At 64.8% G+C, this 24768-nt stretch carries 18 protein-coding genes; 7 read left to right on the top strand and 11 right to left on the bottom strand.

All coding sequences use genetic code 11. The annotated features are described in order from the left end of the window. Positions 1-33 precede the first annotated feature (33 nt). The 4 genes from R2J76_RS03450 to R2J76_RS03435 all read left to right on the top strand — a co-directional run bounded on the left by R2J76_RS03450 (position 34) and on the right by R2J76_RS03435 (position 7131). Positions 34-3258, top strand: a complete 3225-nt coding sequence (locus tag R2J76_RS03450) for an efflux RND transporter permease subunit (RefSeq protein ID WP_394366777.1) — start codon at positions 34-36, stop codon at positions 3256-3258. Between the two features lie 86 nt (positions 3259-3344). Further along, the gene (locus tag R2J76_RS03445; RefSeq protein WP_316414390.1) at positions 3345-4400 is read left to right on the top strand and encodes an efflux RND transporter periplasmic adaptor subunit; all 1056 of its coding nucleotides are present in this window, start codon (positions 3345-3347) and stop codon (positions 4398-4400) included. Beyond that, positions 4397-5920: a TolC family protein gene (locus tag R2J76_RS03440; protein ID WP_316414389.1), complete on the top strand. Its 1524-nt coding sequence runs from the start codon at positions 4397-4399 to the stop codon at positions 5918-5920. Before R2J76_RS03445 ends, R2J76_RS03440 begins: the two co-directional genes overlap by 4 nt. A gap of 29 nt (positions 5921-5949) precedes the next feature. Further along, positions 5950-7131, top strand: a complete 1182-nt coding sequence (locus R2J76_RS03435; protein ID WP_316414388.1) for a methyltransferase family protein — start codon at positions 5950-5952, stop codon at positions 7129-7131. A gap of 63 nt (positions 7132-7194) precedes the next feature. On the opposite strand, the gene R2J76_RS03430 is transcribed toward R2J76_RS03435, so the two are convergent. The 8 genes from R2J76_RS03430 to R2J76_RS03395 form a co-directional block, all read right to left on the bottom strand. Then, a complete protein-coding gene (locus tag R2J76_RS03430; RefSeq protein WP_316414387.1) occupies positions 7195-7713 on the bottom strand; it encodes a hypothetical protein in 519 nt (172 codons plus the stop codon). A 98-nt stretch (positions 7714-7811) separates the two neighbouring features. Beyond that, complete coding sequence (locus R2J76_RS03425; protein ID WP_316414386.1) at positions 7812-8222, bottom strand: hypothetical protein; 411 nt, start codon at positions 8220-8222, stop codon at positions 7812-7814. Positions 8223-8381: 159 nt separating this feature from the next. Beyond that, positions 8382-9680, bottom strand: coding sequence for a tyrosine-type recombinase/integrase (locus R2J76_RS03420; RefSeq protein ID WP_316414385.1), 1299 nt, complete (start codon positions 9678-9680; stop codon positions 8382-8384). Positions 9681-10078: 398 nt separating this feature from the next. Beyond that, a complete protein-coding gene (locus R2J76_RS03415; protein WP_316414384.1) occupies positions 10079-10441 on the bottom strand; it encodes a phosphomannose isomerase type II C-terminal cupin domain in 363 nt (120 codons plus the stop codon). Between the two features lie 10 nt (positions 10442-10451). Next, on the bottom strand, positions 10452-11522 hold the full coding sequence (locus R2J76_RS03410) for a mannose-1-phosphate guanylyltransferase (protein WP_316414383.1): 1071 nt from the start codon (positions 11520-11522) through the stop codon (positions 10452-10454). 23 nt (positions 11523-11545) lie between these two features. Then, entirely contained in the window at positions 11546-12514 is a 969-nt protein-coding gene (pfkA, locus tag R2J76_RS03405; RefSeq protein WP_316414381.1) for a 6-phosphofructokinase, read from the bottom strand. Next, a complete protein-coding gene (locus tag R2J76_RS03400) occupies positions 12511-12873 on the bottom strand; it encodes a hypothetical protein (RefSeq protein WP_316414380.1) in 363 nt (120 codons plus the stop codon). Before R2J76_RS03400 ends, pfkA begins: the two co-directional genes overlap by 4 nt. A gap of 57 nt (positions 12874-12930) precedes the next feature. Beyond that, complete coding sequence (locus R2J76_RS03395) at positions 12931-13452, bottom strand: hypothetical protein (RefSeq protein WP_316414379.1); 522 nt, start codon at positions 13450-13452, stop codon at positions 12931-12933. Positions 13453-13598: 146 nt separating this feature from the next. Between R2J76_RS03395 and thiC the strand changes: the two genes are divergently transcribed. Both thiC and R2J76_RS03385 read left to right on the top strand, forming a co-directional pair. Next, positions 13599-15428: a phosphomethylpyrimidine synthase ThiC gene (gene thiC / locus R2J76_RS03390; protein ID WP_316414378.1), complete on the top strand. Its 1830-nt coding sequence runs from the start codon at positions 13599-13601 to the stop codon at positions 15426-15428. 54 nt (positions 15429-15482) lie between these two features. Further along, a complete protein-coding gene (locus R2J76_RS03385) occupies positions 15483-18140 on the top strand; it encodes a sensor histidine kinase KdpD (protein ID WP_316414377.1) in 2658 nt (885 codons plus the stop codon). 26 nt (positions 18141-18166) lie between these two features. On the opposite strand, the gene R2J76_RS03380 is transcribed toward R2J76_RS03385, so the two are convergent. The 3 genes from R2J76_RS03380 to R2J76_RS03370 all read right to left on the bottom strand — a co-directional run bounded on the left by R2J76_RS03380 (position 18167) and on the right by R2J76_RS03370 (position 22592). Beyond that, positions 18167-18778 (bottom strand): hypothetical protein, encoded by a 612-nt coding sequence (locus R2J76_RS03380; protein WP_316414376.1) that lies wholly within the window; start codon positions 18776-18778, stop codon positions 18167-18169. A gap of 66 nt (positions 18779-18844) precedes the next feature. After that, the gene (locus R2J76_RS03375; protein ID WP_316414375.1) at positions 18845-20173 is read right to left on the bottom strand and encodes a hypothetical protein; all 1329 of its coding nucleotides are present in this window, start codon (positions 20171-20173) and stop codon (positions 18845-18847) included. A gap of 1162 nt (positions 20174-21335) precedes the next feature. Next, the gene (locus tag R2J76_RS03370) at positions 21336-22592 is read right to left on the bottom strand and encodes a type IV pilus twitching motility protein PilT (RefSeq protein ID WP_316414374.1); all 1257 of its coding nucleotides are present in this window, start codon (positions 22590-22592) and stop codon (positions 21336-21338) included. Between the two features lie 157 nt (positions 22593-22749). Between R2J76_RS03370 and typA the strand changes: the two genes are divergently transcribed. Next, entirely contained in the window at positions 22750-24576 is a 1827-nt protein-coding gene (gene typA / locus R2J76_RS03365; protein WP_316414373.1) for a translational GTPase TypA, read from the top strand. Positions 24577-24768: the final 192 nt, after the last annotated feature.

The raw sequence follows: 24768 nt of genomic DNA, 5'->3' as shown, positions 1-24768 counted from the left end.
TGTTGGTCCTGATTCCCGGATCGACGTCACTGAATGGAGCATTGTATGTGGATTGTCCGCCTCGCTCTGAGGCGTCCCTATACCACGGCAATTTTCTCGCTGCTCATCCTGCTCATGGGCGGGCTGTCCGTGGTCCGAATGCCGGTGGACATCCTGCCTACTATCGACATCCCCGTGGTTTCGGTGGTCTGGACCTACAACGGACTTTCTGCCGAAGAGATGGAACGCCGGGTGATCCGAAATGCGGAAAACGTCTACTCCACGACCGTGGGCGGTATCGAGCATATCGACAGCACTAGCCTCCAAAGTGTTGGCCTCCTGAGGGTCTACTTCCACCCGGGCACGGACATCGGCGCCGCCATCGCCCAGATCACCGCCAGCAACAGTGCGGTCATGCGTTTCCTGCCGCCCGGCATGACGCCGCCTCTGGTGCTCCAGTTCAACGCTTCCAACGTCCCCATCGTCCAGGTGACCGCCAAGAGCGCCACAGTGTCGGAACAAAAGCTCTGGGACTTGGCCATGAACACGCTGCGCATCCGGCTCTTCACGATCCCTGGCCTGGCGATCCCGGCGCCCTATGGCGGCAAGACCCGCCAGATCAACATCGACGTGGATCCGGTACGCCTTTCGGCCCAGGGGTTGTCCCCCGCCGACGTGGTGAACGCCCTGAACAGCATGAATGTCATCACTCCGGCTGGCACGGTGCGCATGGGCAACCGGGAATGGGTGGTCAAAACGAACGGCAGCGCTTCGACCCTGGAGGAATTGGAGGCCATCCCCGTGAAGGTGGTCGGCGGGGCTTCCGTGCTCTTGCGCGACATCGCCAAGGTCACCGACGGTTTCGCCGACCAGACCAACATCGTGCGCATAGACGGCCAACGCGCCACCTACATCGCACTCATGAAGAAGGCCGACGCGTCCACCATCGCCGTAGTGGACGCCGCCCGGGCCATGATGCCCCAGATCCAGGCGGCGGCCCCCAGTGGCGTGGAACTGAAGCTGGACTTCGACCAGAGCCTGTTCGTTCGCAATGCGGTCCGCGGCGTGGTCCAGGAGGCCTTCATCGCCACCATCCTGGTGTCCATCATGATCCTCCTGTTCCTGGGTTCCTGGCGCAGCGTCATCATCGTCTGCACCAGCATTCCCTTGGCCATCCTCACCGGTGTGGTCGGGCTCAAACTCACTGGGCAGACCCTCAACCTCATGACCCTGGGCGGATTCAGCCTAGCCATCGGCATGCTGGTGGACGACGCCACGGTTGAGGTGGAGAACATCCACCGCAACCGGGCCATGGGCAAGCCCATCACGGTGGCCATCCTGGACGGCGCCTACCAGATCGCCATCCCGGCCATCGTGGCGACCCTGGCCATCTGCATTGTGTTCTTCCCCGTGGTGCTCCTGGTTGGTCCGGCCAAGTATCTGTTCACCCCCCTCGCCCTTGCAGTGGTCCTGTCGATGCTGGCGTCTTATGTGCTGAGCCGCACCCTGGTGCCGACCCTGGCCAGGATGCTCATGCCAGGGGAACCGCATTTCCCCTCGCGCTTCAATGTGCGGCGTGAGGAGCTCTTCTTCCAGTTCCAGGAGGCCTTCGGCCGCTCCCTGGATGGCGTCCTCCACCACCGCCGGTTCGTGCTGGTCGCCTTCGCAGGTTTCACTCTGCTGAGTGGAGGTCTGTTCTTCGCCCTGGGGCAGGACTTCTTCCCGGCCGTGGACGCAGGGCAGATGAAACTGCACCTCCGGACTCCACCTGGGACCCGGCTCGAGGAAGCGGAACGGATCATCATCCAGGTGGAAAAGGTCATCCGGGACATCATCCCGGCGAAGGAGATGCGGACCCTCAACGCCAATATCGGGGCACCGGCGTTCTTCATCCAGGCATTCATTCCCTCGGACAACGTCACCAGTCAGGACGCGGACCTCTTCATCTCGCTCCAGGAGCACCACCATCCCACCGCCACCTACATGAAGCGCATCCGGGAGGAAATACCCAAGCGCTTCCCGGGCCTCGGCCTCTACTTCCAGCCTGCCGATATCGTCAGTCAGGTGCTCAATTTCGGCGTTTCCGCGCCCATCGACCTCAAGGTGGAGGGCCAGAACCTGGACGTGAGCATGGGGGTGGCCCGCAAGCTGGAGGCGGGCCTGAAGCGCATTCCTGGCGCAGTGGATATCCGCATCAAGCAGGTCCTGGACGCCCCCACCTACCAGGTGGACGTGGACCGCACCAAGGCGGCGCGCCTGGGCCTCAGCAGCCGGGATGTGACCAACGGCCTGCTGGTATCTCTCTCAGGCAATGGCCAGCTCGCTCCGAACTTCTTCCTGGACCCACGGAACGGCATCACCTACCAGGTCATGGTGAAGTCCCCCATCCCAGCCATCGACTCCCCCGGGAAGCTCCTGGCGACGCCGTTCGCGCTCCCCGGGAAGGCCGCCCTGCTCCAGGCGGCGGACGCCCGCCCGAACCCCATGGGCTCGCTCCAGCCCGCAGAACCCTTGGGCAATTTCGCCAGCCTGTCCAGAACCGTGACACCAGCGGAGGTCTCCCACGCCACCGTCCAGCGGGTGCTGGATGTGATGGCCAACGTGGATGGCCGGGACCTCGGCAGCGTAGTCAAGGACATCCGGGCCCAGGTCCAGGCCCTGGGCGAACTGCCTCCAGGGGTCAAGATCACCCTCAAGGGCCAGAATGAAGTGATGGAGAACTCCTTCCGGAGTCTCGCCGGCGGCCTGGTCATCGCCATCATCCTGGTCTACATGCTGATGGTGGTCCTGTACCAAAGCTGGCTGGATCCCTTCATCATCCTCTTCGCGGTGCCGGGCGCCCTGGTGGGAATCCTGTGGATGCTGGTCCTGACCGGCACCACGGTCAATGTGGTCTCCCTGATGGGCGCCATCATGGCCGTGGGTATCGCGGTCTCCAATGCCATCCTGCTCGTTACGTTCGCCAACGACCTGCGGGTGGCCCGACCCGATCTGAACGCGGTGCAGGCCGCGCTGGAGGCGGGCCGGACCCGGCTCCGCCCTGTGATCATGACCGCCCTGGCCATGATCATCGGCATGGTTCCCATGGCCCTGGGGCTTGGGGAGGCCGGCAGCCAGAACGCTCCCCTGGGGCGGGCCGTCATTGGCGGCCTGCTCATGGCCACCTTCGTCACTCTCTTCGTTGTGCCGGTGATCTACTCCCTCCTCCGGAAGCAGTCGCCCACGGCCCATCTCCTCGAAACCCAATTCCAGCAGGACCAGCAGGGGAGCCAGGCATGAACCTCGACCCAGCAATCTCCACGCCCACGCCCATCGGGGAACATGCCCTTTCCCGGGTGGTACTTCGTGGCGGAATAGCCGTCCTGATGGTCAGCGCCCTCGCCATTATGGGGATCATCCTGACTCAGCGCCGGGCCTTGGCTGGCCAGGCCGAGGCCCGCCGCAGGGCCTTGGAGGCCGGTCCCCTGGTGAACTCCCTGGTCATGGGCGAAGGGGCCACCCTTGGCGACCCCATGGTGCAAGGGGAGGCCCTGCCCTTCCTGAGCACCACCCTGTATGCCCGGGCCAGCGGCTTCGTGAAGGAGATCCGCGTGGACAAGGGCAGCGTCGTCCGCAAGGGCCAGCTTCTGGCCGTGATCGAAGGCCGTGAGATGGACCAGGACCTGGCGGCCCTGAAGGCGGATGCCGAAAACAAAACCCGCAACGCCGAGCGCGCGACGGACCTCCTCAAGGACAAATTGATCAGCGCCAAGGACGCCGAGCAGGCCCAGGCTGACGCCCGCATGGCCGAATCCCGGCTGTCCTCCCTGGGCATCTCCAGGGACTACCAGGCGGTGCGGGCCCCCTTCGACGGAGTGGTCACCCAGCGCTTCGTGGATCCCGGGGCCATGGTGCAGAACGCCAGTGCCAGCACCAACGTCCAGCCCCTGGTGACCGTGGCGCAGGTGGACCGCCTACGCGTGACCTTCTACCTGGACCAGAACCTTGCCAAGCGCGTGAAGACCGGGGATCCTGTGCGAATACTACCCGACCAGAACCCCGCCCAGGCCCAGCCGGGCCGGATTGCACGGTTGGCGGGGGCCTTGGATCCACGTACCCGCACCCTGACGGCGGAGGTGGACCTGGACAACAGGCAGGGGCTGTTCCTGCCAGGAGGGGCGGTCCTGGTGCTCCTTGGCGAACCGGTCCAGGCCGGGTTCACACTCCCCCTGGAGGCGGTCGCCCCGCGCCAGGGGAAGCCGACTGCCCTCGTCGTGGATGGGACCAGCCATACCCACGTGCGTCCCCTGATGCTGGGAGAGGATAACGGCCAGAGGGTGCGGGTCCTCAAAGGCCTTCAAACGGGTGAACGGGTTGTGCTTAACCCGCCGCCCGGTCTTGGGGACGGGTCCCTGGTCCGTCTTGCGGGGCCCGGAAAATGAGAGCCCAGTTTCTTACGCCAACCTTTCTCGTCCTGCTGACCGGATGCAGCCTGCTGGCCCAGGCTCCGCTCCAGCGTCTCTCCCTCAAGGAGGCCATCCGCATCGCCCTGGAGAACAACCTCCAGGTGCAGATTGCCCAGGAGGCCCGGGTAGCGACAACTGCAGGGGTTGCCATCGCCCAGGGCGCCTTCGACTGGAACCTGGTCAGCGGGTTCGCATATGGCTACCAGGATTCGGCCACGACCAAGCAGCTCTTTCCCCTTGGCCCCCTGGCCACGACGGAGACGACCGCCTGGAATCGTGGCCTCTCCATTGGCGTCCAGAAACCCTTCGAGTGGGGGGGCAACCTGCAGGTGAGCTACAACCCAGCTTATGGCTTCTCACGAGGCGACTACCAAGACCCCAACACGGGTGCACTCCTGGGCCGCTTCAGCACCAAGTACCCATACAGCGGGGGCGTCTCGGGAACCTATACGCAGAGCATTCTGAAAGGCTTCGGGCGCCCCGTCAACGAGGTCAACGTCATTGTCGCTAGAAACGGATCTCGAGCGGCCGACCACCAGTTCTCCCTCGCCCTCATCAACCTGGTGGCAACGGCGGAGACCCAATACTGGGACCTCGTCTTTGCAGCGCGCAATCTTGAAAATGCCCATGCAGCCCTGACCCTGGCCCAAGAGCAACTTGAGGACAACAAAGGCAAGGTCCGGGCTGGCACCCTCGCCGAGATCGAAGTCACTGGGGCCGAGGCGGCGGTCGCTCGGCAGAAACTGGCGATCATTGCTGCCCGATCGCAAACCCGGAATGCCAATGATGTCCTGATGCGGACCCTCTACCCAAGGAATGCCCCTGCGGACCGGATGGATCCCACGGATGCACCAACAGCCTATTATGTGCTGCCAGATCGAGCCTCACTTGAGCAACAGGCCCTGGAGCGGCGGGTGGAACTGAAAGTGGCCCGTCTGGCCAAGGACTCCATGGGCGCCCTGCGAAGGGCCGCCGAAAACCGGTTGCTCCCTCAATTGAACGCCTTCGTCAGCTACAACGGCACCTCGGATAACCGCACCAGCCTTGGAACCGCAAACAGGGATCTCACGAGCCTGGACCACCCAGGCTATTCGGTGGGCCTGAATCTGGCCATTCCCATCGCCAACCGCACCGCCAAGGGTAGCCTCGCCCAAGCCCGGGCCAACGAACGTGGCAGCGACTTGACCCTGCATGACCTGGAATTCGGAATTCGCCTTCAGGTCCGGCTGGCTTTGGAGAATGTGGAATCCGCCCAGGAAAGCGTGGAAGCCGCCAGGTTGACCCGGATCTACCGTGAGGAGGATCTTCGGGCCGAACGGAAGAAGTTTGAGAAGGGCATGAGTACGACGTTCCTTGTTCTGGCCAAGCAGACTGACCTGGACACCTCCCGGGCCGCCGAACTCCAGGCCCAGATCGGCCAAGCCAAGGCCATCACGTCTTTGGAACTTGCCACCGGCAATCTCCTGGAGGCCCGGGGCTTCGCAGAACCAAGATGAAATATAAATATTTCCGCCAGGAGGTGGTGATGCGAACCCGGAAGACCTTCCTTGGAAGCGCGGTTCTGATCTATTTCATCATCGCCTTCGAAGTGCTGATCATGATCAGCCCCTTCGCGGGGTTCTTCTATGCCGTCTTCAACCCCGTGCTCCTCAAATTGGCGAGCCATCCGGCAACCCGCTGGTTGAGCGCCTTCTACCTGCCCCACATGGTGCTGCCGGACGACGGCTTCCTAGTGGGAGTGAGGCTCGCAGGATCCGCCCTGTTCCTCGGGGGGATGGCGCTTTTCCTGGTGTGCGCATTCCAGATTTACGCCGCCAAGCTGTTAAAGCGGGGGGCCGTGCTGGGAGGCTTGTACGCGTGGATCCGCCACCCCCAGTACCTGGCCCTGGGCCTGGCGGGAATCGGCCTCTCCATCCTCTGGCCGCGGTTCCTTACGGCCGTGCTCTGGCTGGTCATGGCCATCATCTACTACTTCCTGGCCAAGGATGAAGAGCGGAGGATGGTCAGTGCCTATCCGGAAGGCTATCGGGCCCTCATGGGCAGGACCGGCATGTTCCTCCCCGCGTTGGTGGAACGGCGCCTGGCGCCATCATCGACCCTAAGGAAAGCCATTGCTGGCCTCGGCTTCGCCGCCCTTGCCTTGGCGGCGCCCTTCCTCCTTCGAGCCTATACGGTCCGGCATCTCACCCTATGGACCGAAGGACCCAAGGTTGCGGTGCTGGCCATCCTGCCTGAGGACGTGCCCATGATGGACCACCGGATGGGGGACATCCTGGAGCTCGAAGGCGTGCGAACATGCATCAAGGCAGACCGGAACTACCTCGTCTACTTCCTGCCCCGCGAATACATCATGCAGGGCATGATCGCGGACACCGGCGGCGACTGGAAACTGTTCGAACAGCACCGTTCGCTGGCCATGATCACGGACTGGGTGATCAACCCCTTCGGCCACCTGAGGAGTGGTCACCATGCCATGCACGCGGCCATGATGCCAACGAAAGGCCCAGAGGGGGGCATCGTGCGCAGGCTCATCTTCCTTTCCATTGAAGGGGCGGATGTGCATTCACCTGCGGAACTGTTCGCCATCAACGCCCGTCGGATTCCAGAGTTCATGGTCGATATCGAGGTTCACAACCTCCAGTTGCTTGACCTCAAGGAACTCCCCCACGGAAGTGGATGGGGAACAGTTCCTACGCCCATGTTCTAGCACAAACCCACCCCACGATGGATGACCTTCGATGCAACAGCAATGCACCCATAATGCCAGGCTTTACCTATGCGAATCTCCCTTTGGGGGCATGGGAACTGCAGGGAGAAGAGCTGGAATAGAGCCAGGGCTTCCCAGCGCTTGAGGGTAAGTTCGGAGAGCATGGCGAAGCCGAACATCGTCTGAGCCGCCGGGAGTGAGCCAGAATTCCTCGACCTGCCGGGCATCAAGCGGCAGACTCTGATGCCCTCCAAATGCGCGGTAGGCGATTGGCAGACTCCCGACGAGAAGCGTCCACTGGTTCACCTTGTTGGAAAGAAGGGTTCGCAGAGCCGTGTCCTGATCGCCTCGCAAGGCAAGGATGTCGGCCACAAAGAATTCGGGACCTTCCGTTGCCAGCGGAGCGACCCACTGCCCGCGCAGGAATTCGTCCAGGCCGAGAACCTTCGCACCGCTGATGAGCGATTTGGCGAAGGGCTCGGCCACCGGAACATTAATCAGGGCAGACCGCAGGAAGAGGCCAGCCAACATGGCTCGACGCATGGCCTTCGGAAGGGCGCCGAGGTCCTTGGCAACACCCACAAGATCGGGTTCCGTGCGTTCTTCCTTGGGAACGCGCTAGGTGGCCAATACTTGTGTCCCTATTCAAGTCCGGCCCCGGAGCCTGGGTGGCGCAGGGCCTAGCGATCCTCCTGAACGGGAGATGAAGCCGCGCTGGTTGGCATTGCCCTAGCGATGGCCGGTTTCTCCATGGTGGGGACATCATTGAACAGAAGCGCGATGCACTGTTCGATCTGCTTCTCCGTCTGCGGCAACAGCCGCTTCTTGTCGATCTTGGCTATGGCGAGGTCCAACAATTTCTGCAGGGCCCACGCAACGGAACCCCCTGGTTCGGCGGACTCCTCATTCACCAACATTGCGAATAGGGCTGCCGTTTCCCATGGGATCTGCTGCCGCTTAAAAGTGTATCGGCGCTTATCCCTCTCCGCTTCCCTCTCCGCTTTTATGAAGTTTCCCTTAAACTCAAGCAGGAATTTGCTAGGACGCTTTTCTTCACCAACGACGTGGGCTTTTGTCACGGCAACCCCCATAATTAAACTCCTATTGTACCATCGTTGGGTTTTATTTCGAACACGGAGCTTTCCCCAATAACCACCATCCCGAAGGGGATTCGAACCCCCAGATAAAGCCGTGAGAGGGCTTTTGCATACCCCCGTAGCAGCAGCGTCTCATGGGTCACGTGGGTCCCGTCACTGAACTTCAGGTGCCGTATTACCTTCCGGGGTGTAAATTCCCAGAACCGGGGCCAAACGATCCATAGCCTCAGCTTTTGCCGTCTGACACAAGTGGCCGTAGTAATCTTCAACCATCCTGGTATCTCGGTGACCGAGTTGCTGGGCAACATGAAAGAGACTCATTCCGGCATTAATCCAGGTCGAGGCGCAAGTGTGCCGCAGTTCATGGAAAACGAGCGGTTCCAGTTTTGCAGCTTCGCATACAGCCTTCATCATCCGGGAGATTTCAGACCGGCTCCATTCTCCTGATGGGGCCTTCTCCTTCCGGTCGTACGAGGTTCGCGGGAAAATTCTGCCAGCCGGAGCCAGCCCTGCGGTGCATTCCTGGAAGAAATTCCCAGCCTCCGGAGAGACATCGACGTACCGGGACTTGCCGCTCTTACTCCGCTCGATGAAGATGGTTCGGCGCACACCGTCAAAGTCCTTGGCCTGAAGGCGGGCAATCTCGCCTTCGCGGGCGCCGGTGAACAAGCCGGCCTGGACCAGACGACGGAAGTCATTGGAGGCCGCCGCATTCACCAACCGCTGCTGTTCCTTGATGGAGAGAAACCGCAGGCGAGCCACCTTTGTACCCTGGTATGGCATCACGTCCCGCCAACCGGCATCCGTCGAAATCCGCTTATCCCGATGAGCGAGATTCAGGGCAGCTTTGAAATTCTTCCAAACCCGGTTGGTGGTCTCCTGGCGGGCACGAATTTCGTCCTCAGTCTCAGGGGACTTCCCTTCAACCCCGGCGCGGTGCGTGGGCGAGGCAGCAACAGTGGCTTTCCAATCCTCCAATCGTTTCCGGGTCAGCTTGGCGAGTTCCACGTCACCGAGGATTGGGATGACGTGACGCTGCAGGTCGCCATCCATCCGATTGGCGGTCTTCGCTTTGTTTTTCTTCCTATCCTCGACGTAGGCCTGGATCGCTTCCCTCACCGTGTAAGGGCCGGTTGTCACCCGATCCCCAGTGGCCTCGTGGTAGGCCTCCTTGAACCACTCCCGTGCCGCCTCCTGTGCCTGGGAGAAGGAGAGCACCATCTTGCCGTCAGCATCGGAATTGTCGTCTGCAGCCCCCAGGGCCTTCTGAAGGGTCGGAGGTTCGGCAGTCGAGTCGTAGAACCAGGCCAGCCAGTTGCCACCCTTCGAGCCCTTGTAGTAACCCAGCCGGCGCCCCTTCTCCATGGACATCCAGTAGGGCGCCTTCCGTTTCGGAAGCTTGGCGCGGGAGGTTCTGGTCATCAGGTCGGAATCACCTTTGGTGCGTGCCATGCGGGCATGATGCCACATTCAAAGGAAACGCCCCAGCAAAAACGTCCTCAAAATTTCCTCAAAAACCGTCCTAGATTCCAGTAGACAGCCATAGACTTGTCTAGACAATTCAAACAATAAATCCACTGTTTTCAATGCGATCCTATTCCTTAAATTCTTTCCAAATACAGTGAAACGCCCCGAGGCGGGGGCGTTTCGTGTGGGAAGTTTTGGCGGGGTTGATTAGGTGGGAAGTGTCTTGCGGGAGTCCCCGATCGTGGGGGACTGGTGAGATTGAAGGGACAATAGGTGGCGTGCAGTTCCTTGGGTCCAGGAGCGGCAAGCCGGTCCTGGAGGAACACCTCGGGTCCAGCATACGCCTTTCCGGGGGTGGGCACCACCCTGCCCTTCGGGCCGGGTCAGTTCCGGCCGTACACGTCTTCCAGGCGCTCGATGTCGTCCTCGTCGAAGGTGCCGAGGCTGATCTCCATGACCCGCACGGGGCTGGTGCGGGAGGCTTCGCAGCTGAGGCGGTGGACGCTGCCGGCGGGGAGCCAGATCTGGGCGCCCTTGTCGGGGGTGAGGACCTTGCCGTCCAGTTCCACGACGACGCCGGCGTCCAGGGCCACCCACAGTTCGTTGCGGTGGCGGTGGCGCTGGAGGCTCAGCTTGGCGCCGGGGCTGCAGGTGAGGATCTTGACGGTGCAGGGCTGGTTCAGGACGAACTGGTCGAAGCTGCCCCAGGGTTTGTCGACGTGGAGGGTGGCGGGTTTCTGGGTCATCTGGGGTTCCCTAGAGGAGGTCGGTGCGGCCCATGGCGGAAAGGCGCTCGACGATGGTCTTGACGTCCTGGGCGCGGTCCTTGCGGCAGAGGAGGAGGGCGTCGGGTTCGTCCACGACGATCAGGTCCTCCAGGCCGGAGCCCGCGATGAGGCGTTTGCCGCCGAAGACGGCGCAGTTGTTGGATTCCAGCAGGATGACATCGCCCTGGACGACGTTGCCGGCGGCGTCGCTCTCGTGGAATTCCACCACGGCGGGCCAGGAGCCCACGTCGGACCAGCGGAAATGGGCCGGGACCACGGCCACGCGGTCCGATTTCTCCATGAGGGCGTAGTCGATGGAGAGCTTGGGGAGCCGGCCGTAGGCCTGGGCCAGCCTGGCGGGATCGGCGCCGGCGGCCATCCACTCGTCGAGGGGCGCCAGGATCTCGGGGCAGTGGCGGGTGAGTTCGGCGCGCAGGTCCTGGAGGGTCCACACGAACATGCCCGCGTTCCAGAAGTGGCGGCCGGATTCCAGGTACTCCACGGCCTTGTCGTAGGTCGGCTTCTCCCGGAAGGCGGAGGCGCCCAGGACCTTACCCTTGCCTTCGGTCTCGATGTAGCCGTAGCCGGTTTCCGGGTAGGTGGGGCGGATGCCGAAGACCACCAGGTCGCGCTTGCCGGCGGCGTGGTGCACGGCGGTGTCGATGTCCTCCAGGAACTTGTCCTTGTCCCCGATCCAGGAATCGGCGGAAAGGACCACCATGACGCCGTCGGGGGTGCGGCTCTCGATGACGGCCAGGGCCAGCGCGAGGCAGGGGGCGGTGTTGCGGCCCTCGGGCTCCACCAGGACGTTGCCCGGGGGGAGCTGGGGCAGCATGCGCCGGGTCTCGGCGGCCAGTTCCTCGGTGGTGACGATGTAGATGTCCCCGGGCAGGAAGGACGGGCTCAGCCGGCTCACGGTGGCGTTGAGGAGGGTCTCCTCCCCCACCATGGCCAGGAACTGCTTGGGGCGGGCGCCCCGGGACCGGGGCCAGAAGCGCGTACCGCGGCCGCCGGCCATGATGACCGCGACCTTGCGCGGGCCGATCTTTGGCTTTGTCATGGAAAGTACCTCTGGATGGGACCCTACCGGGCCAGGATGCCCGCGAGCGCGGCCAGTTCCTTGGGGGGATTGGGCTTGGGATCGCGGATGCGGGAGAAGGGGTTGGTGACCAGCTCCCCGTGCTGCGAACCAAGATAGAAGGAAGTCTCTCCCGCCGCGAGGCGTTTCACGGCCTCGGCCCCCCACATGCTGCCCCAGATGCGGTCCAGGGCCGTGGGGCTCCCGCCCCGCTGGATGTGACCGAGCACCACGACCCGCAGGTCGAGGTTGTACTCGGACTGGAGGCGCTCGCTGATCTTGTAGGCGCCGCCCGTGGAATCCCCCTCGGCCACCACCACGATGCTGGAGCGCTTCCCGCGCTGCCACCCGGCCTTGAGCTGGGTGACCAGGGCGTCGTAGCCCTGGGCTTCCGATTCGGGATAGAGGACCGCCTCGGCGCCGCAGGCGATGGCGGTGTTCACGGCGATCATGCCCGAACTGCGGCCCATGACCTCCACCAGGAAGATTCGCTCGTGGGCGCTGGCGGTGTCGCGGATGCGGTCGATGGCCTGGACCGCGGTGTTCAGCGCCGTGTCGAAGCCCAGGGTCCGGTCCGTGCCGGGCAGGTCGTTGTCGATGGTGCCCGGGATGCCCGCGCAGGAAATCCCGTGCTCCCGGTTCAGGAGCTCGGCGCCGGTGAAGCTGCCGTCGCCGCCGATGACCACCAGGGCGTCCACGCCCGCGTCCCGCAGGTCCTGGGCCGCCTTGGCGCGCACGGCCGGGAGATGCCAGGCCTCGCACCGGGCCGTGTTGAGGATGGTGCCGCCCCGCTGGAGGATATTGGCGCAGTTCCGGGAGGTGAGGGGGCGCCAGTCCTGCTCCACGAGCCCCTGGAAGCCCCGCCACACGCCGTAGACGCTGATGTTCAGGGAGTCGGCCGTTCGAACGGCTGCTCGGATGGCGGCATTCATGCCGGGTGCGTCCCCACCGGAAGTAAGTACGGCTATTTTCAACCCTTCACCCTCTTGCTCGATTTGCGGCCACCCTTGGCCGGAAGTTTCTTCGTCTTGGCGGACTTGGGGGACTTGGCGGACTTGGCCGACTTGGCGGACTTGCCGCCCTTGGCGGTTCGCGACGCGCGCCGGATCTTGGCGGCCTTGACGCCCCGGGTGTCCTTGAGATGGGTTTCGGGCGGAGGGAGGGGGGGCGGTTCCACGATGCCCCGGGGCACCGGCGGCAGGTCCCCCTCCCCGATGCCCTGGGCCTGGGCGCGCTCGGCGCGGGCCTTCAGGACGGGATCCGGCGGAGCGGGCTGGGCACCCAGGAGGAAACAGCCGAGGAAGAGCACCATCATTTTTCGGGATCGAACCATTCGCCTGACTCCGGGGCCGTCCCCTACAAGATAACCCAGGAGGGGGCCGCCGGGAAATCACCCCGGCTTGTTGGCCCTCAATTTTGAGAAGAACTCGGCGATGATGGCATCCGCCTCGGGCTTGACGATATCGGCCTCCTGGGCCTGCCGGTCCAGGATGTCCCGCCCCGCGGAGGCCGAGAAGATGGTCTCCGCGGCCATGGGCTGGAGGTTCTTCAGGATGTACTCGGAGACGTCGATGAGGCGGTGGCCCACCTTCTCCAGCTTCTGGCGGACGATGTCCTGGTACTGGAAGAGGTCGTAGACGCCCTGGATGTTGTAGGTGCCGTTGTCGGCGTGGATGGCGATCGCTTCCATCTTCTCGATGAGGTTGGTGAGGTCGGCGGAGGGGGGCACCAGCCGGGTGAGGATCTCCTGGCAGTCCTTGGCCAGCACCTGGATCTCCTCGAAGCTGTTCTGCACCACCTCCATCTGGGAGATCACGCGCTCCGCGCCGCCCTCCTGCTCATGGGCGATCTGGATGAGCTGGTCGGGGATGGCCGGGGTCCGGGGTTGGCTGGACGCGTTGGGATCTGTCATGTATGCCCCATTCCTATGAACTGTATTGACGCACTAGGATATCGTCCACCACTGTAACCAGCGATGGAATCCCGGCCGCAAATTTTCCTTCCCGGCGCGCTACACTCCCCTAGGGCGATTTCAGCCGCCCCGATGCCGGAGTCACCATGTCAACTATTCCCGAATCCCAGCCCACCGGAGGCTCCGTCCTCGCAAGCTGCCTTGTTCCTTTCCCGGCTTCGGAAAAAATCTACATCCCCGGTTCCCGGCCGGACCTGCGCGTGCCCGTTCGTCGGATCACCCTCAACCCCACCCGGGACTTCGACGGCACCCTGACCCCCAACGCCCCCCTGGACCTCTACGACACCACGGGCCCCTACACGGATCCCCAGGGCGGCGTGGACCTGGCCCGGGGCCTCCGGCCCCTGCGCCTGGACTGGATCCGGGAACGCGGGGACGTGGAGGAGCTGCCCGGCGCCACCAGCCTCTACCGCAAGCTGCGGGAGCGGGATCCCGAGCTGGACCGCATCCGCTTCCACGCCGAGCGCCAGCCCCTGCGGGCCCGGGCCGGCCGGAACGTCTCCCAGATGCACTACGCCCGCAAGGGCATCATCACCCCCGAAATGGAGTTCATCGCCATCCGGGAGAACATGGGCCGCGAGGCCGCGGGCATCAAGAGCCACATCACCCCCGAATTCGTGCGCAGCGAGGTGGCCCGGGGCCGGGCCGTGATCCCCTGCAACATCAACCACCCCGAGACCGAGCCCATGATCATCGGGCGCAGCTTCCTGGTGAAGATCAACGCCAATATCGGCAATTCCGCCGTGGCCTCCACCATCGAGGAGGAGGTGGAGAAGATGGCCTGGTCCATCCGCTGGGGCGCGGACACGGTCATGGACCTCTCCACCGGCGACAACATCCACGAGACCCGGGAGTGGATCCTGCGCAACTCCCCCGTGCCCATCGGCACCGTCCCCATCTACCAGGCCCTGGAGAAGGTCAACGGCAAGGCCGAGGACCTCACCTGGGAGATCTTCCGGGACACCCTCATCGAGCAGGCCGAGCAGGGCGTGGACTACTTCACCATCCACGCCGGGGTGCGCCTGCAGTACGTGCCGCTCACCGCCAAGCGCATGACGGGCATCGTCAGCCGGGGCGGCTCGATCCTGGCCAAGTGGTGCCTGGCCCACCACAAGGAGAACTTCCTCTACACCCACTTCGAGGACATCTGCGAGATCATGGCCGCCTACGACGTGGCCTTCTCCCTGGGGGACGGGCTGCGCCCGGGCTCCACGGCCGACGCCAACGACGAGGCCCAGTTCGCCGAGCTGGACACCCTGGGCGAGCTCACGAAGATCGCCTGGAAGCACGACGTCCAGGTCATCATCGAGGGCCCCGGCCACGTGCCCATGCACCTCATCAAGGAGAACATGGACCGCCAGCTGGAGGTGTGCGGCGAAGCCCCCTTCTACACCCTGGGCCCCCTCACCACCGACGTGGCCCCCGGCTACGACCACATCACCTCGGCCATCGGCGCGGCCATGATCGGGTGGTACGGCACCGCCATGCTCTGCTACGTGACCCCCAAGGAGCACCTGGGCCTGCCCAACCGGAAGGACGTGAAGGACGGGGTCATCGCCTACAAGATCGCCGCCCATGCCGCCGACCTGGCCAAGGGCCATCCCGGCGCCCGCCTATGGGACGACGCCATGAGCAAGGCCCGGTTCGAGTTCCGCTGGGAGGACCAGTTCAACCTGGCCATGGACCCGGACACCGCCCGGGAGTTCCACGACGAGACCCTGCCCGCCGAGGGGGCCAAGGTGGCCCACTTCTGCTCCATGTGCGGCCCCCATTTCTGCTCCATGAAGATCACCCAGGACGTGCGGGAATATGCCAAGAGCCACGGCCTGGCCGAGGAGGAGGCCCTGGCCGCCGGCATGGAGGAGAAGAGCAAGGAATTCGAGGCCTCCGGTGCGGAGATTTACCACCAGGCGTAGTAATCTTTCCGGGTGGAACCCAATCGACCCGATCCCGACGACCTTTTGAAGTCCGTGCAAGAAGAGGAGGCCCGCACGACCCGGGCCCGGCTGAAGATCTTCTTCGGCATGGCCCCCGGCGTGGGCAAGACCTTCGCCATGCTCCAGGACGCCCAGCTGCGGATGCTGGAGGGGGTCGACGTGGTGGCCGGCGTCGTGGAGACCCACGGCCGCGCCGAGACCATGGCCCTCACCGCGGGCCTGGAATTCCTGCCCAAGAAGCAGCTCCCCTACCGCGGGGTGCAGTTGGAGGAGTTCGACGTGGCCGCGGCCCTGCGCCGGCGCCCCGCCCTGATCCTCATGGACGAGCTGGCCCACACCAACGTGCAGGGCTCCCTCCACGTCAAGCGCTGGCAGGACGTGTTCGATCTGCTGGAGGCGGGCATCGACGTGTACTCCACCGTCAACGTCCAGCACCTGGAGAGCCTCAAGGACACCGTGGCCCAGATCACCGGGGTCATCGTCCGGGAGAGCATCCCCGACACGATCCTCAACCGCGCCGATCAGATCGAGCTGGTGGACATCCCCACCGAGGAGCTGCTGGAGCGCCTGAAGGAGGGCAAGGTCTACGTGCCCGACCAGGCCCAGTACGCCTCGGAGCGTTTCTTCCGCAAGGGCAACCTCCTGGCGCTGCGCGAACTGGCCCTGCGCCGCACCGCCCAGCACGTGGACGCCGACATGCGCCGCTACATGGAGACCCAGGGCCTCAAGGGCAAGACCTGGGCCGCCGGCGAGCGCATCCTCGTGTGCATCAATTCCAAGCCCCGCTCCGCGAGCCTGATCCGGGCCGGGCGGCGCATGGCCGAATCCATGGGCGCGCCCTGGATCGCCGTGTACGTGGAGACCGGCAAGCACATCCGCTACTCCGACGAGGAGCGGGCCCACCTCGAGGACAACCTGCGCCTCGCCGAGCGCCTCGGGGCCGAGACCGAGGTGATCCAGGGGGACCTCTCCACCGGCGAGGACATCCTGGCCTTCGCCCTGGCCCACAACGTCACCCGCATCATCCTGGGCAAGCCCACCCGGTCGCGCCTTCCGGCCTTCATGTCCAATTCCCTGGTGGACGACCTGGTGCGGCTCACCAGCACCATCGAGATCCACGTCATCCCCGGCGAGACCCCCGCCGCCCCCAAGAGCCGGCGCGGCCGCGCCTCCTCCGGCACGGGGCTGGCCCCGGCCCACTTCGTCTGGGGCGCCGTCACGGTGGCCGTCATGACCGGCATCTGCCTCCTGGTGGGCCGCCGCTTCGAGCTGGCGGACCACGTCATGATCTACATGCTGGGCATCCTCCTGGTGGCCACGCGCTTCGGGCGGCTGCCGTCCCTGGCGGCGGCGGGGCTCAGCGTCCTGTCCCTGGACTTCTTCTTCGTGCCCCCGGTGCGCTCCTTCGTGGTGGGCGACCTCAAGCACATCGCCACCTTCGCCGTGATGCTCCTGGCGGGGGCCGTCATCGGCAACCTCACGGAGCGCATCCGGGCCCAGATGCGCCTGGCCCGCACCCGCGAGCAGCGCCTGAGGGCCCTGTTCCGCCTGAGCCGCGAACTGACGCGCACCTTCGGCTCCCAGGCCATGATGGACGTCTCCATCCGCATCCTCGCCGACCACTTCCAGAGCAGCATCTCCATCTCCCTGCCGGGCCCCGGGGGCCGGCTCGTGGCCCACGGGGACGCCAAGGCCCCGCCCATGGGCGAGGACGAGCTGGGCGTGGCCCAGTGGGTCTACGACCACCACGAGGCCGCGGGCCTGGGCACCGACACCCTGCCCGGGGCCCACGCCCTGTACCTGCCCCTCAAGGGCTCCCACGGCCTCATCGGCGTCCTGGGCATCCAGCCCCTGGACGCCTCCAGCCTGGAGAGCATGGAGCCCGACCAGCGCCACCTCATGGAGGCCTTCGCCAACCACACCGCCCTGGCCCTGGAGCGCACCATCCTCTCCGAGAAGAACCTGGACACCCAGCGGCGCATGGACCGGGAGCAGGTGCGCAGCGCCCTCCTGTCCTCCGTGTCCCACGACCTGAGCATGCCCCTGGCCGGCATCACCTCCGCCGCCCGCGCCCTCCTGGAGAACGACGCGACCCTGACCCCCGAGGCCCGGCACCAGCTCGCCGGCGTCATCCACGACGAGGGCCACCAGCTGAGCCGCCTCGTGACCAACCTCCTGGACGCCACCCGCCTGGAATCGGGCGTGGAGCTCAAGAAGGAATGGCTGGCCCTCCCGGACCTGGTGCAGAGCGCCCTGGCCCGCCTCAAGCCCCTCATGCCCGACCGCGCCGTGACCCTGGACCTCCCCCCCAACCTTCCCCGGGCCCAGGCCGACCCCGTGCTCCTGGAGCAGGTGCTCATCAACCTCCTGGAAAACGCCCACCGCTACTCCCCCCCCGACCAGCCCATCGAGATCAAGGCCTGGGCCACCGAGCGGGCGCTCACCCTCTGCGTCTCCGACCACGGCCCCGGCATCCCGGAGGACCAGGAGGAGCGGATCTTCGAAAAGCTCGTGCGCTTCCAGCAAGGCGAATCCCGCCTGGGCGCCGGCCTGGGCCTGGCCATCTGCAAGGGCGTCATGGACGCCCACGGCGGAAAGATCCAGGCCAGCAACCGCCCCCAGGGCGGCGCGAGCTTCCGCATCAGCCTCCCCCTGGAAGCGAAGCCGCCGGTGATGCCGGTGGAGGAATAGCGGCTCGGCGGAGGTCAGGCCCCTGATCAGTGGACCGGAGGAGTGGTCGAGCGCCCGGGCAAGGGAAATACCAGCAAAGGCCTCCTGACCTTCCCATACAGCCAGCGGTTGCTTCCTCGGTGGGTGGCAGGATCGATCCAGATCACGCAGTAGGGTTCAATTTCCTCAGGGGAAATCTGGAGCAGGTCCCTGGCCGTGCGCGTCCTCTCCTTCACGTCCTTGGAATAAACCCTCCCGATGCAGAGGATGCCTCCATCCCAAGGCAAGGCTTCGAAAAGCTGAGTCACCTCCGCCCCGCCCAGGTCAATGGCACCCCCATCCAGGTACAAATCACCTTTTTTGATGGAGAGCCGGTTCCTCTGGTCGTTCTTCCTCATCCATTCCACGCTTGCGGTTTCGTCGTTGGAGGTGACGAAGGCTGTCGCGGGGCCGTCCACGACCTTGAATCTCAGGTTTCCTTGAAGCCTGGAATCCAAGGCCTTCCCAGCTTTGGCATCGACAATGATTTTCCCTTCGACAATACGAACCGCACCCAGAGGGTCATGCCCAAAGTAGAGGCGGGGACGCATCCCCTTGACCGTTCCAGCCATGACCACGGCCGACAGGAAGAATCCGCTAAATACCTTGAGGGGTTTCACTTTGCCACCCACGAGAAATGATTTATTCCACCCCGATGCCCGCCAGCGTTTTCATGCCGCGGCCGCCTAATGAGGATACAGGAGTCCAAGATCGACAGGTGAAAACCCCATCTTTTCCCACATGTATACGGAAAAAGTATTGCAGTTCCCATCGACAGGGAAATATTTATGACCATTGGCGTTCCACGCATTCACAAGCGCTGATATATCAGCTTTCCCCATATTTGGCGGAAGGATTCCAAGAGCGACAAAGGCCGTCGTATCAGCCTTCTTGTCATTCAGGTAAGCGACATTCATCCCGTTTGAATCCGGCCCCGACTCCACGACATAGGTTTCTCTACTGTTCGTGAAAACCAACTGTGAATGTTGAAAGACATGAATCCCACGCAGTTTGCCTTCTGCTTGCACATCCCGGGAAAGCCAATACACATAGGTCGGGTCCTGCCTGGCTTGCGCCTGCCTCGCCTCCTCCTGGGCCTGGAGCACCGCCGCCGCCATCTCCTGGTGGGCTTGGGCCTGGAAGGCCTGATCCCGCTGGCGGGCCCGCTCCGCCATGCCGGCGAAGACCTGCGCCCGGGCGGCATCCTGGGCGGCCATGGCCTGGGCCCCCAGGATGGCCGCTTGCCGATGCGCGCGTTCGGCGTCGGCGTAGATCTGGTCGGTCACGGCCCTGCTCCGTGCGGCCGTCCGTGCGATCTCCTGGGCCACGATGTCGGATCCGGAGGTACCGGGCGCCGGGACGGCCCCGCTGGCGGAACCCACCGGGTAGAGGTGGCCCTGGAAGGCTTCCATCTCCACCTCGTGGGTCACCGGGTTGTATCGAATGCGGCCCGGCCAGGGGCCCCGGTCGGCGCCGCCCCGGAGGCCGCCTCCGCAGGGGAATCCCGCGGGGACGGGGGTGTGCAGGGCGGGCATGGGGTCTCCGGCCCGCGCCGAGTCCCAGCGGGTCAACCGGCCTGGGACCGGCACGAGGTCCAGGGCGTTTCCGTCCCAAGCCAGGGTCGGGACGGGCTCCTCCGGAGCGGCGGAGGAAAGGAGCCAGCGGTCCCGGGCATAGGTCCGGCAACCGTCCGGGCCCGCCCCGGTGAGGAAATGACGGAAATGCCGGGTCCACGCCATGGGGAGGCCACGGGCTTGCGGGCCGCCGCCGGCCGGTTCCCGGCTGTAGGCCGGAACCCCGGTCTCCCGCACCGCCCGGACCCCATAGGCCCAGCCTTCGTCCGTGGGCGCGTCCTCCCAGTCCAGCCGCAGGTCCCGGCCCGGGGTTCGGATGCCCGTCAGCACCGTCGGCGCACAGGGCACGGTGCCCTCCGGGCCCGGGAAGTTGACGTGCGGAGCCTTGCCGTAGGTGAACTCGAGGGCTTCGCCGGAGGCATCCTCCTGGATCCGGGTCACCTGAAGGCCCCCGGGACCGGGAAGGGCCGCCAGCGTGTAGCTTGAAACGGCCTGGGGCCCTAGGCAGCGGATCCGGAAAACCGCGGTGGGACAAGCCGGCACCGGGGCGAGGGAAGGGTCCAGAAGGGCGTTGCCGTCCCCGGGTCCGTCCCCTCCCTCCAGGACCACCTGGACCCGGGTGATGCCCGAAGCGGCTTCGGAATCAGCCGCTGGGGCGCCGCAGGTGATGGTCAAACACCCACCGGCGGCCGGAGCGATGGAGGCGCCCGAACGCCTGGGCTGGGCCCCCTGCCCCCGCGGGCCTGGCGGTGCAGAGCCTTCGGGTTCCCTTTCCAGGGAGCCCAGGGACAATTCGAATCCCGGATTCCCGCAAAGAACCAGGCCTTTTCCGCCCGGTCGGAGGCGGGGCGCGAAGCGCCCGACCAGAACGGGACGGGTGGCCGGGTCAGGGCCCCTGCCCAGCTGGATGAAGACCACCGCGGCGCCGGATCCGGGGTCCACCTCCAGAACGCCCGCCAGCCCAGGTTCCTGGGCAGCCAAGGGCGCGATTCCGACCCCACACCCAAGCAGGAGGAGCCATCCGACCAGGAGCCGGCGTTCAGGGACGCGCAAGGAAACACGGCAGGCATCAAATACACTTTTACACACACAGACCTCCAGCCCATTCGCGAATCACCCCTGCGGATACCCGGGCGTCCAAGCCTGGAATCGCCCTGCGGTAGGATGAAAAGCTATAGGCCTGAAGGCTGAATCCGCTAGCATCCGATCGGACACGGCAGCAATTAAGCCGTGAAGATATTAATTAAATTCTGTTCCTACAAAACGCGGTTTTTTTTCATTCAACCCGGACCCGAAGCCATCGAAGCCGCCGGCCCAAGGCCGTGCTGGCACCGATTACCACATAGCCGGCTCACTGGGCCTCCCAGGTTGCTTCCGCCCGCCCAAGGCAGTGATAAGCATTTTTATATCTTTTTTTATCCCCGTTCATCCCCGGCTGAACTAGGTGCTGCATGCCGCCGCAGCCTGGGGCCGGAGCTGGACCCGATCGCGCCGACCCACCCCGGCCATTGACGGGCCGGGGATGGCCGGGGATGGGGGGGGATAAAGAGAAGGCTGGGCTTGGCTCCGACCCATCCTGGCTCTCCGGCGGGCCCCGGAAGGCCTAGCGTGCCAGCGTGATCTTGATGTCCCCGCCCGGCCCCTGGTCGCCGGGCTTGTTCTGGGGGCGCCCCGGCTCCGGACGGGGGGCCTGGGGGGAGGACAGGGGAACGCCCCCGGCCTCCCGGCCCATGCCGGTGCTGATGGACATGCCCCGGTCCATGTTGGAGCGGGACATTTCGCTGGTGGAGGCGATGCCCTCCAGGCGGAGCTTGAATTCGCCGACGTTGGTGGCCCGCTTCAGGGCCTCCTCGACGGTGATGAGGCCCTCCTGCAGGAGGAAGTAGAGGCTCTGGTCGAAGGTCTGCATGCCGTACTGGCTGGTGCCCTGGGCGATGACGTCCTTGAGGCCCTTGGTCTTGTCCTTGTCCTCGATGCAGGCCTTGACGGTCTCGGTGGCGATGAGCACCTCCACGGCGGGCACCCGGCCCTGGCCGTCGGCCCGGGGCACCAGACGCTGGGAGATGACCGCCTTGAGCACCTGGCTCAGCTGGATGCGGATCTGCTTCTGGTGGTGGGGGGGGAAGACCGAAATGACCCGGTTGATGGTCTCGGAGGCGTCCAGGGTGTGGAGGGTGGAGAACACCAGGTGGCCGGTCTCGGCGGCGTGGATGGCGGTCTCGATGGTCTCGTAGTCGCGCATTTCGCCCACGAGGATGACGTCGGGGTCCTGGCGAAGGGCGGCCCGCAGGGCGGTGGCGAAGCTCTTGCAGTCGGCCTCCACTTCCCGCTGATTGATGATGGAGAGGTTGTCCCGGTGGAGGTACTCGATGGGGTCCTCGATGGTGAGAATATGCTCACTTCGCGTGGCGTTGATGAGATCGATCATGGCCGCCAGGGTGGTGGACTTGCCCGAACCGGTGGTGCCGGTGACCAGCACCAGCCCGCGCTGCTCCTCGCAGATCTTGTTGAGGGCCCGGGGGAGCATCAGATCCTCGATGGAGAAGATGCGCCGGGGGATGACGCGCAGGACCATGCCCACCGTGCCCCGCTGGTTGAAGATGTTGCACCGGAACCGCCCCAGGGCCGGCACCGAGTACGCCAGATCGATGTCCATGTTCTCTTTGAACTTGGCCTTCTGGCGGTCGGTGGCCATGATGGAGTAGGCCATGGCGATGGTGTCCTCCTGCACCAGCTTCTTGAACTGAGTCAGGGGGGTGAGGCGGCCCTTCACCCGGGCGACCGGGTAGTTCCCGACCTTGAGGTGCAGGTCGGAGCCGCCCAGATCAACGATAGTGGTGAGCAATTCATTGATATGCATGACCCGCTCCGCTGCTTTTTCCGGATACCTATGGATTCATTCCGGACTATCTTAAGCCTTCCGGGCAATTCCGGGATGGGTGAAATGCCTTTTGTCTGTTAAAATCGAAGGTTCTGCCGGGACCGCACCCGGTTGCCAGATCTTTCCAAGGACCCGAATGACCGCCATCGAGAAGATCCGTAATATCGCCATCATCGCCCACGTCGATCATGGCAAGACCACCCTGGTGGATGCCATGTTCAAGGGCGCCCACATGTTCCGGGACAACCAGAGGGTCCAGGAACGGGCCATGGACAGCAATGACCAGGAACGCGAGCGCGGCATCACCATCCTCGCCAAGACCACGGCCATGCACTGGGGCGGCTACCGCTTCAACATCGTCGACACGCCCGGCCACGCCGACTTCGGCGGCGAGGTGGAGCGCGTGCTGAGCATGGTGGATTCGGTCCTCCTGGTGGTGGACGCCTTCGACGGCCCCATGCCCCAGACCAAGTTCGTCACCCGCAAGGCCCTGGCCCTGGGCCTGCGGCCCATCGTCGTCATCAACAAGGTGGACCGCCCCGGGGCGCGCCCCCTGTGGAGCCAGGACGCCGTCTTCGAGCTCCTCATCGAGCTGGGCGCCACCGAGGAGCAGCTGGACTTCTGCTGCGTCTTCGCCAGCGCCAAGCAGGGCTACGCGATGATGGACATCAACGATCCCGCCGAGAACCTGGACCCCCTCTTCGACGCCATCGTCAAGCACTGCCCCGCCCCCAAGGGAGACCCCGACGCGTCCCTGCAGATGCTGGTCACCCTCATGGACTACAACGATTTCGTCGGGCAGATCGGCATCGGCCGCATCGTCAACGGGCGCATCAAGGTGGGCGAGCAGGTCAGCCTCATCAAGCGGGACGGTTCCATCCAGAACCACAAGGTCTCCATGCTCTACGGCTTCGAGGGGCTGACCCGGGTGAACCTCACGGAGGCCTCCGCGGGCGAGATCATCGCCCTGGCCGGCATCCCCGACATCCGGGTGGGCGAGACCATCGCCAGCCAGGACAATCCCCAGGCCCTGGATTACGTGGACATCGACGAGCCCACCATCTCCATGATGTTCGTGGTCAACAACGGCCCCTTCGCGGGCCAGGACGGCAAGCACACCCAGAGCCGGCGCATCCGGGAGCGCCTCACCAAGGAGCTGCAGCACAACGTGGCCCTGCGGGTGGAGGACTCCGAGAGCCCCGACAGTTTCAAGGTCTCCGGCCGCGGCGAGCTGCACCTGGCCGTGCTCATCGAGACCATGCGCCGCGAGGGCTTCGAGCTGTGCGTGAGCCGGCCCGAGGTGATCCTCCACACGGACCCCGCCACCGGCGAGAAGCTGGAGCCCTACGAGGACATCACCATCGACGTGCCCGAGGAGTTCATGGGCGTGGTCATGGAGAAGCTGGGCGCCCGCAAGGCCGAGATGCAGGACATGGCCAACGAGATGGGCCGCATCCGCCTCCACTTCAAGATCCCCAGCCGCGGCCTCATCGGCTACCGCTCGGAGTTCATGACCGACACCCGCGGCGAAGGCATCCTCCACAGCCTCTTCAGCCACTACGGCCCCTACAAGGGCGACCTGCCCCGGCGCAAGAACGGCGTGCTCATCTCCATGGACCAGACCGAGGCCGTGGGCTTCGCGCTCATGAGCCTGGAAGACCGGGGCGTCATGTTCGTGAACCCCGGCTTCAAGTGCTACGAGGGCATGATCGTCGGCGAGCACGCCCGCGAGAACGACCTGGTGGTCAATATCGGCAAGGTCAAGAAGCTGAGCAACATGCGCTCCTCCGGCGCCGACGAGGCCACCCGCATCACCCCGCCCCGGGAGCACACCCTGGAGCAGGCCCTGGAGTACATCGAGCAGGACGAGCTGGTGGAGGTCACCCCCAACTTCGTGCGCATGCGCAAGCGCATCCTGTCCGAGAACGACCGCAAGAAGGCCGACCGCAGGTCCAACAACTAGTCGGCCCCATTCCCCGAAGGCCGGGTCCCTGGACCCGGCCTTCGCGCGTACATTGATATCCAAACGCGATCATTGGCATTCTCAAAAAGTATTGGACGGGGCCCCCGGGGCCCCCAATCCTGGAGGCTCACCCCGAATCCGACCGTGGCTCAGCCTGCCTCCAGGAGGATTCCCACCCGGTCCGGCCACGTC

The sequence above is a fragment of the Mesoterricola silvestris genome, assembly GCF_030295405.1.
Classification (GTDB): Bacteria; Acidobacteriota; Holophagae; order Holophagales; family Holophagaceae; genus Mesoterricola; species Mesoterricola silvestris.
This window is presented reverse-complemented; position numbering and strand designations above follow the sequence as displayed.

Excerpts from the sequence above, each read along its gene's own strand:
- R2J76_RS03435 (WP_316414388.1), top strand. The coding sequence starts at position 5,950 with ATGCGAACCCGGAAGACCTTCCTTGGAAGCGCGGTTCTGATCTATTTC.
- thiC (WP_316414378.1), top strand. The coding sequence starts at position 13,599 with ATGTCAACTATTCCCGAATCCCAGCCCACCGGAGGCTCCGTCCTCGCA.
- R2J76_RS03420 (WP_316414385.1), bottom strand. The coding sequence starts at position 9,680 with ATGGCACGCACCAAAGGTGATTCCGACCTGATGACCAGAACCTCCCGC.
- R2J76_RS03415 (WP_316414384.1), bottom strand. The coding sequence starts at position 10,441 with ATGACCCAGAAACCCGCCACCCTCCACGTCGACAAACCCTGGGGCAGC.
- R2J76_RS03450 (WP_394366777.1), top strand. The coding sequence starts at position 34 with ATGGAGCATTGTATGTGGATTGTCCGCCTCGCTCTGAGGCGTCCCTAT.
- R2J76_RS03425 (WP_316414386.1), bottom strand. The coding sequence starts at position 8,222 with ATGGGGGTTGCCGTGACAAAAGCCCACGTCGTTGGTGAAGAAAAGCGT.
- typA (WP_316414373.1), top strand. The coding sequence starts at position 22,750 with ATGACCGCCATCGAGAAGATCCGTAATATCGCCATCATCGCCCACGTC.
- R2J76_RS03410 (WP_316414383.1), bottom strand. The coding sequence starts at position 11,522 with ATGACAAAGCCAAAGATCGGCCCGCGCAAGGTCGCGGTCATCATGGCC.
- R2J76_RS03395 (WP_316414379.1), bottom strand. The coding sequence starts at position 13,452 with ATGACAGATCCCAACGCGTCCAGCCAACCCCGGACCCCGGCCATCCCC.
- R2J76_RS03370 (WP_316414374.1), bottom strand. The coding sequence starts at position 22,592 with ATGCATATCAATGAATTGCTCACCACTATCGTTGATCTGGGCGGCTCC.
- R2J76_RS03440 (WP_316414389.1), top strand. The coding sequence starts at position 4,397 with ATGAGAGCCCAGTTTCTTACGCCAACCTTTCTCGTCCTGCTGACCGGA.
- R2J76_RS03445 (WP_316414390.1), top strand. The coding sequence starts at position 3,345 with ATGGTCAGCGCCCTCGCCATTATGGGGATCATCCTGACTCAGCGCCGG.
- R2J76_RS03400 (WP_316414380.1), bottom strand. The coding sequence starts at position 12,873 with ATGGTTCGATCCCGAAAAATGATGGTGCTCTTCCTCGGCTGTTTCCTC.